Below are 7743 nucleotides of genomic sequence, written 5' to 3' on the forward strand. Positions count from 1 at the left end.
GAATGAACTACTTCTATGGTGACTGGACTGGAACTTATAGAGGAAGAGGGGATAAAACTCCTAATCAAAAATATGAAAGATTTTCAAGCAGTAAGTTTGCAACTTATTCAGGTGGAAAATATGGAATGACAGATTTAAATAGCAAGGTTATAGAACCTATTTCATCTGTGCCTATAGATGCTGCAGTTAAACCAAAAATCCCGATTATAAAAACTGTAGATGCGGCAGAAGCACCAGTATTAACTCCGCCTACTTTAAATATAAGCGTATCAACTGTCGCTCCATCGAATACAACAGTTCCATCAATAACACCACCAAAGGTTAATATTCCAACTGTTACTATGAGTGATGTTGATGGATTTACATTGGCTTTTCCTAGTTCAGGATATTTTTCAGAACGACATGCTACGCATGTTAATGGAATCTATAATTTAACATCTAGTGATACACAAAGTCGTGCAGGTAGTGGTGGAATGGATGATTATATTTCATATCATAATTTTACTTATCATTCAGCAGGAATAACTAACCCAACAGAGGTAACAGCAACCATGACTGGTACGGGAAAAGCAAATAATATCAGAGATACTTCAACTTATTATGGTGGTGGAAGTAGATATGTATTTGTTGATGATGTAAGAAACTTTACAGGTGGAACGAATGCAGGCGCTCGTAATATTCCAACTCATAAAGTAAAATTCACTTTGCGAAATGAAGCTACTATTGAACTAGAAGGACCTGCAATAGCAGCTATGTTGAATGAAGAAACTTCATGGACAGATGGAGATACTACTACTAATATTACAAATATGGGTAGTATTAATGATGAAAATGAAAATAAGACTGGTTCATATAGTGGAACATTAAGAGGGAATGCATCTGGAAGTATCCCAGCTTATAATAAAACGATTACAGCAAACTCTAAAAATAAACTTGGTTATAAAGTGGGTATGACACAGACAGTTGAGGAAACTGTTGATTGGACTAGTGGAACTAATTATGAATTTTTTAATGGTAGCGATACAGCAAATGCTTCTTTTACTGGTTTTAATACTTTTGATTCAACATTGGAAGCAGCTATTAGAAATAATAATAATCTTACTTCGCTTGGAACAAAAGGAAAAAATACTAAATTAGATGGAACAACTAATAATTTTGCTCAAGATGGTGTTATACATTTTAATGGAGATTTCTCTACTGGTATACAGATTGCTTCTGAAAATAGAACTAGTAGTAATTTTACCCCAAGTACTTGGAGAGATACAAATGCACGCTCATTAGTTAGAGCTGTTAATAAATCGAATGGTTATATCCAGTTAGATGGGTCACATTCTTATGGAATGAAATTAGCGGGTACAGCTTTGCATACTGATAGTAAAGATTATAATGACAATACTTCAAATGGTTCTTACTTGGCTAATGAAGGTTTGATTTTAATTTCAGGATCATATGATACAACAGTAAATAGTAAAGGATCATCTGCGGGTATTGCAAAATTAAAAGAAGCAAAATGGTCTTCAGAAAAAACGTTATTTAACAATGGCAGAATTTATGTAGGTGGTGTTAACAATTCTGGAATTTTATTAGAATCAATTTTTGGAGATACTGTAACAAATATGAACAGTGGAATAATTAATATTGATAAGGCATATAATTTATTTAATAATCCTGATAACACAGTTAATTATTCTAATGCTATTGCTAAAAATAATGCTGGAATAAGAGTTCAAAGTTATGAAACAACAGCAGCTACTGATACAGCATTAGGAAGCCCTAAAGGTGAAAACAAAGGAACAATAAATATCAAGAATGGAGAAAAGAATGTCGGTATTTATGTTTGGGATAAAAATGTTACTATTAATGGTGCTACAGGAAAACAATTAGAAGGTAACAATACTGGTACAATTAATATTACTGGTGGAACTAACGTTGGTATGATGGCACAGGATGACTCTGGAACAACTAATTTTAAAACTATTATTAAAAATAGTGGAACTATAGCTGTTGGTGGAAGTGGGTCAATAGGTATGTATACAGCAGATAAAGATTCTTATGCTGAACATACAGGTGGAACTATCACAGCATCATCAAACAATGTTGGAGTTGTAAATAAAGGACATTTTGATTTCACAGGTGGAACAGTAACTGCAAACGGAACAAATTCAGTTGGAGTTTATTCTGCAAATGGAGCAAATTCAGTTACTAACATAGGAAGTGGAACAGCTAACTCGGCAACATTAACTGTTACTAATGGAGGGGTAGGATTATATGCAGATGCCGGTTCTACACAGACATTAAAAGGATTAAATGCTACTGTGTCAGGAACAAATACTGCAGGATCAATTTTATTCTATAATATTCCATCAACAGGAAGTACAGCAGGAAAATTTGATTTATCAAATAATCCTGGTAGTGCTACAGTAGGTGATTATTCATTTGCATTCTATACTAATAAGAATATATTTACTGGAGGAAATACTGCATTTGCACAATTTTTAAATGATTGGAAAAATACAGGAACTGGAAATGGAATAAATTTAGCAATGAGCTCAAGTTCGAGTTTATTACTGGCAGATGTTACTAATGCTTCAAATAAAGATATAGCATTCACTAATATAGTACCACCTGTAACAGGTACAACTTTACAAAATGCTAACTCACAGAAAGTGGCCACACTTAGTGGAGATTATAAATATTTAACAATAAAAGGTGCAGATGTAAAAATAGATGAAAATATCGATTTATCAGTTGCAACTAATAAGTTAAATAAAGTTTCAATATATGATTCTAACATAACTGTAGACACAGGAAAGACTATTCAGGATGGAGCAATGCCAAATGTTGCGGCTTCAACAAATCTGACTGGTCAAGGATATATTCTTGGTGTAAATAATGGAAAAACATTGACTAACAAAGGAACAATTACATTAAATTCCACTACACCAGTTGAATTAAAAGTACTGGTTGCAACAGGAGCTAGTTCTAAGGCTATAAATGACGGAACTGTTACAAGTAAAATTAATAAAGGAATTGGAATTTATGCTTCAAATGGTGCACAAGGTACTAATAATGGTACAAAAGCTATAACAATGGATGGAGATGCAGCCTTTGGTATGGTTGGTGCAGCTGCTGATACAGAAAATAGCGGTGATATTACAATTAATGGAACATCATCAGTAGGAATGTATTCTGTTGAAACAACACCTTCAAAAACAGCAGTAAATAAAGGAACAATTACAACAACCGGTGCTAAGAATATAGGAATGGTTGCAGAAAATTCCAATATAACAAATGATGCACTAGGAACAATAAAATTAACTAACACTACTGAAAATGTTGGAATGTATTCTAAAGGAACAACTGGAACTATTACAAATGATGGAAAAATTGAAGGAATAGATCAGACAATAGGAATTTATGGAAATACTAGTACTGTGTTAGGAAATACATCAAGTATAACTGTTGGAGATTCAGGAGTTGGATTATACTCAAGTACAGGAGACATCACAGTTAGCTCAGGAGCAAAAATTAAACTTCTGAAAGGTGGAACAGGTACAACTCCAGCAGACGGTGCAACAGGAGTATTTGTGGAAAATAAAGGTTCAGCAGGAAGTGTAAACGTAAATGTACACGATTTAATTGAAGGTCCGCTTGGTAAAAGATCTTACGGATATTTCTTTAAAGGTGTTAGCAACTTAGCTTATACAAATACAAATGGAAGTGCCCCTGTTACGTTAGATGATGGAGCAATCTTTATCTATTCAGAAGCAACAGGAGGAACTGGAATACAGAATGCACAGGATTTAACTGCAGCAGGTAATGATGTAATCGGAATATATCAAAAAGGTGGAATAATAAAGAATAGTGGAAAACTTGATTTTAATACAGGAACTAAAAATACAGGTATATACACTAAAGAAGGTACAGCAATAAATGAAGCGGGTGGAATAATCGAAGTGGGAGCTACTAACTTTGGTATGGTTACTTCAGATAATAATAATATAAATGGTAAATTAATTAATAACAGTACAATTAAAATAACTGCAAGTAAAGGTACTGGAATGTATTCAGATAGTACAGCTACAGATGCAGTGAAAAATAATGGTTTAATAACAGCAGCAGGTGTAACTGATGCAGTTGGTATTTATGGTAAGACAGTAACTAATGAGACAACAGGTACGATTACTATGGGAGATAACAGTATAGGAATCTATTCTAACGGTGGACATGTAGGAAACTACGGAAACCTTACAGTTGGAGCTAACAAATCAATTGGTGTGCTGACAGTTGGAACAGGACAAACTGTATCTTTTGATGGAAATATTACAATTGGTAATGATTCATTCGGATTGGTAAATCAGGGAAGTGGAAATCACATTGTTTCTACGGCTTCTAATACTACATTAGGAACAGATTCAGTATTTATATATCAAAATGACAGTACAGGACGTGTGGAAAACTATACTACATTAATATCATCAGGAGATAGAAACTACGGATTATATGGAAATGGTACTATGGACAATAATGGAACAATTGATTTCTCAACAGGTAATGGAAACGTAGGAATGTATGCAACTACTGGTGGAATTGGTCGAAACTATGGTAATATAAAAGTAGGATTTTCTAATACTTCAGCTAAAGAATATGGTGTAGGTATGGCAACTGGATACTATGATGATGATAGAACATCACCAACATATGGTCAAACTTTCAACCAAGGAACAATTGAAAACCATGGAACAATTGAAGTAACTAATCCAAATACAATAGGTATGTATGCTGTTGGAGCAGGTTCTAAAGCTGTAAACTATGGAAACATCAACCTTTTAGGAAGTGAAACAGTTGGAATGTACATTGACAGAGGAGCAGTAGGAGAAAACTGGGGAACTATCCAGACAGCGGCAAGTGGACTTACAAAAGTAAAAGGAGTTTACGTTGCTAACGGAGGTTACATTAAAAACTACGGAACAATAAATATTGCGGCTTCAGATTCTAAGAGTGCAGGAATCTGGACAGATAAAGCGGAAAATGCTGAAGAACATGCAACTGGAGTAAATCCGACTACCGGAGGAAACCAGACAGGAACTTCAACTCCGGCAATGAAAGTTGCTACAGCTTCTGACATGAAAGATATGGGAGGAAGAACAATAAAAGTTCCGCCTAGAGTGACATCGCCTACAGTAACTGATGTAAATGGAAGCATAATTCCTATATATCAGGTGGATACAAATGCTGCAACACCGGCACCGGCATCAGCAATTGTAACATCAGCTTCAGGAATTACATCAATAGATCTTTCAGCAGGTAATTTCTTGAGCTATCCATCAGCTTCAGAAGCTTCAAGCTTAGGAATGTATGTGGATACTTCAGGAGTTAATTACACAAATCCTATTCAGGGAATAAACAACTTGACTGGATTGACTGACATTGACCTGTTCTTTGGAACAGAAGCATCCAGATATACAACAGCAACAGCAATTGAAGTGGGAGATAATATCCTGAAACCTTACAATGATGCTTTAAGTGGAGTTGTAACAGCAGGAACTACATTGAATGTAACATCAGCAAGTTTAACTTGGATGGCACAACCTACTAAAAATGCTGCAACAGGACTTCTTGACAAAGTTTACTTAGTTAAAGTTCCATATACAATGTTTGCACAGAAAGGTGATACACAGACATATAACTTCTTAGTTGGACTTGAACAAAGATATGGAGTGGAAGGTTTAGGAACAAAAGAAAAATCAGTATTGGATAAAATAAGTAACTTAAACGGAGGAGAAGGACACATTCTGGCTCAGGCATTTGATGAAATGAAAGGTCATCAATACTCAAGTATCCAGCAAAGAACTAAGGCAACAGGAGATATTTTGAGTAAAGAGTTTGATTACTTGCAGGATGAATGGAGAAATCCTAGTAAAGATAATAACAAGATTAAAGTATTTGGTCACAGAGGAGAATATAATACAGATTCAGCAGGTGTAGTTGATTACACAAACAATGCATATGGAGTGGCTTATGTTCATGAAAATGAAACTGTAAAACTTGGACGTAAATCAGGATGGTATGCAGGAGTGGCTAGTAACATATTCAGTTTTAAAGATCTAGGAGAATCTAAAGAAACTCAAACTATGCTGAAGGCAGGAATCTTTAAGACAATGTCACCTGCATCAGACCACAATGGTTCATTAACTTGGACAATTGCAGGAGAAGCATTTGCAAGTATCAACAATATGAAACGTAGATACTGGATTGTAGATGAAACATTTGAAGCAAAATCAGATTACACAACATATGGTGCGGCATTAAAGAATGAACTTGGATATAATATAAGAACAAGTGCAAGAACAAGCATCAGACCATATGGAGCATTGAGTATGGAATATGGAAGATATTCTGATATCAAGGAAAAAGGACCAATGTCACTGGAAGTACAAGGAAATGACTACTTCTCAGTACAGCCTGAATTAGGAGTATCATTCAACTATATCCAACCTGTAGGAGTTAAGAGCCAATTTAAAGCTAGCTTGACAGCAGCGTATACAAATGAATTAGGAAAAATAAACGATGTTAGAAATAAAGCTAGATTAAGAGGAACTACAGCTGATTACTATGAATTGAGAGGAGACAAAGAAGATAGAAGAGGAAATGGTAAATTTGACCTTAATATCGGATTTGACAATACAAGATTCGGAGTAACATTTAATGCAGGATACGATACTAAAGGAAGCAATGTAAGAGGAGGATTAGGATTTAGAGCTATTTACTAATAACTCTTCATACAGAGAAAAAAGCTTCTGTCAGAAATATAATCTTTAATTCAGAAAATATAAAAAATAGAGACACCGTCAATATTATTTTGACGGTGTTTTGTTGTATTAGAAATATCAATAAGCTAGAAAAATAGATTGTTTGAATATATATTACTCTTTAAATAAAGTTAAGATATATATATAAAATATATATCTAATATCTTTCGATAAATAAAATGTATAAAAAAATAAAAATATGATTATACAAATAATTGAAAATGTGCTATAATTAACGAAACAAATGGAAAATACAGTTATCTATAATAAAAAAACATATTTAGACAAAGAAAAAATAAATAAAAATAAACGGAAGCAGATAAATATAAAGCCTAATTGATAAATGCTATTTAATTAGAAATAACACTATAAAATAGAATGGATAATGTTATTCAAAGTAATGCTATATTTAAGGAGGAAAAATATGAAAAGGAAAATACTTTTGCTGTCAGCTTTATTTATAATGGCAACGGTAAGTTATTCAGCAGAAAAACAAAGTCTGGAGGCAAGTCTGAATTCAATAGAAAATAAGTTTAACGACCTGCTTGAAAAAGAAGCACAGAAGAAAAGGGAATTTGAAGTACAGAAGGCTCAGCTTGAAAATGAAGTTGCAGACCTTAAAGCAAAAGAAGAAGGAAAGGAAAAACTTTTTGAAAAATTGAAGAAGGATTCAGAAGTTAGATGGCACAGGGACAAATATAAGCAAATCCTAAACAACTATGATACATATTACAAAAATCTAGCAAAATTAATAAGAGAAAAAGAACAGAAAATAGCTGAATTGGAACAAATATTAGCAATAATGGGAAATTAGTTAAGTAAAATATTGAAGGATATAACAAAATATTTTTATTCATTCTACTTAATTTTATTTGCATGAAACAGCAGTTCATTAATAAAAAATCATAAACTCGCCAATGGCTCAGACAAT

Annotated in this window: 2 protein-coding genes; both read left to right on the top strand. The window is 33.5% G+C overall.

Going from position 1 to position 7743, the window contains the following annotated elements; translation table 11 throughout:
- A partial coding sequence (locus tag HMPREF1984_RS11565) for an autotransporter outer membrane beta-barrel domain-containing protein (protein WP_021767575.1) occupies positions 1-6773 on the top strand: 6773 nt, incomplete at its 5' end.
- A gap of 463 nt (positions 6774-7236) precedes the next feature.
- On the top strand, positions 7237-7626 hold the full coding sequence (locus HMPREF1984_RS08575; protein WP_036100381.1) for an adhesion protein FadA: 390 nt from the start codon (positions 7237-7239) through the stop codon (positions 7624-7626).
- Positions 7627-7743: the final 117 nt, after the last annotated feature.

This window comes from Leptotrichia sp. oral taxon 215 str. W9775, from assembly GCF_000469505.1.
GTDB lineage: Bacteria > Fusobacteriota > Fusobacteriia > Fusobacteriales > Leptotrichiaceae > Leptotrichia_A.

Excerpts from the sequence above, each read along its gene's own strand:
- HMPREF1984_RS08575 (WP_036100381.1), top strand. The coding sequence starts at position 7,237 with ATGAAAAGGAAAATACTTTTGCTGTCAGCTTTATTTATAATGGCAACG.